Source organism: Antarctobacter heliothermus, assembly GCF_900188425.1.
GTDB classification, from domain to species: domain Bacteria; phylum Pseudomonadota; class Alphaproteobacteria; order Rhodobacterales; family Rhodobacteraceae; genus Antarctobacter; species Antarctobacter heliothermus.
Genome location: NZ_FZON01000145.1, coordinates 1 through 1,387 on the forward strand (window position 1 = coordinate 1; position 1,387 = coordinate 1,387).

Here is a 1,387-nt window from a genome sequence, read left to right on the forward strand (position 1 = left end):
CCAGGGTTGTGACGGCGGTTACGATCAATGTCAGGAGATCAGCCATGGCCCCGGAACCCGCGTTCGATCCGGTCGCGCAGGCCGATCAGGCCAAGACCGAGGAAGATCAACCCGGCCGGTGAGGCATCGCCCGAGCCCGCCAGCAGGGCGACAAGCCGGGTGAGTTCGCTGAAGGCGCCGGTGGCGGGGAGGGCCGTGGCGGCCGCACCGGTCAGAACGGCAAGCATGCCCGCCCACCAAGTCAGGGAATTGGGTCGGATATAGCGCATGGATCAGGCCTTCCGGTTCAGGTTTGAGATAAAATTCGCCAGCCGAGTGAGCCAGTTGGGCTGCTCTTTGGATGCCGATGGCGTTGCCGATGGCGTGGCCGGTTTGGACTCGGAAGAAACCGTCCGTTTGGGCCGCAAGAGCGCCAGCGCCTCATCCTCGGTCAGCCGCCGGAGCGGTCGGGAGAAATCCACCCGACCGTTTCTGTCGACCGCCCAGATCGGGATCGTCCCGCCGGGATAGCGGCCGTCCCGGAAGAGATCCCGCTCCGCTTCCCGGCGGGGGATAATTGCGGCGGGCTTGCGCCAGTTCAGGAAGGCCCCGGCGGCTGCTGCGCGGTCACCTGCGTTCAGGTAGCGCGTCAGCGTCGCCCGTGCGATGCCGCCTGTGTTGTAGTGGAACGAGACCAGCGCATCGAATTCATGGGGCGCGAGGGGCACCTTCACCGCGCGCCGGACGTCGGCCTCGTAGCGCGCCAGATCCGCGCAGAAGATGCCGAGTGCATCCCGGACGCCTTCGTCCAGATCGGTTGGCATGCCGCGGGGCATCTTGGCCGGATCGGGCGGACCAGCCGCAGCAGTATGGCCGACGCCAAAGGTCCAGACGTTCACCACGTCAAGGTAGGGTCCCGGCACGATACCCTCGTGCCGGGTGAGGGCCAAAAGGCCGCGATCAGAAGTTTTCCTGGCAGTCATCTGCATGGATTTATCCCAGTTGAGAAAAGATCAGGATCAGCGCTGCGACGGCGAGGCCGATGCGCAGGCGGTGAATGAAGGCCTGCCGGGGGTCGGCAGACAGACAGCGGATGGACCGCGCGAGACGGAGGAGCTCACTCATCGTCGCCTCCATCGCCCCTGCCGACCTGTACGGCGCGCAGTCGGGCGAGGATGACTTCGATGACGGCCGGGCCAAAGACGCCGACGAGATAGGCGGCGGATCCTGCGGCGCCACCGGCCGGGATGGCCTCGGGCGGCAGATCCAGCCAGCTGGTCACCAGAGCCATGGAGAGGCTGCCCATCCCGGCGGCGATCAGTCCGCCGAGCAGGATATGCCGCAGCGCATCGCGCAGGCGCATCTTTGTGGTCAGCGCATTGGTCGCCCCGCCAAGCGCGCCCCAGGC

4 protein-coding genes are annotated in these 1,387 nt (G+C 66.8%); all 4 read right to left on the minus strand.

The window, feature by feature from the left end; translation table 11 throughout:
* Positions 1–38 precede the first annotated feature (38 nt).
* Positions 39–269: a hypothetical protein gene (locus CHB90_RS25945; protein WP_089280564.1), complete on the minus strand. Its 231-nt coding sequence runs from the start codon at positions 267–269 to the stop codon at positions 39–41.
* 3 nt (positions 270–272) lie between these two features.
* Positions 273–968, minus strand: coding sequence for a lysozyme (locus tag CHB90_RS25950; RefSeq protein ID WP_089280565.1), 696 nt, complete (start codon positions 966–968; stop codon positions 273–275).
* 4 nt (positions 969–972) lie between these two features.
* Positions 973–1,104, minus strand: a complete 132-nt coding sequence (locus CHB90_RS27420; protein ID WP_281256146.1) for a hypothetical protein — start codon at positions 1,102–1,104, stop codon at positions 973–975.
* Positions 1,097–1,387: hypothetical protein (locus CHB90_RS25955; RefSeq protein WP_089280566.1), on the minus strand; the 291-nt coding region annotated here is incomplete at its 5' end. The genes CHB90_RS27420 and CHB90_RS25955, both read right to left, overlap by 8 nt.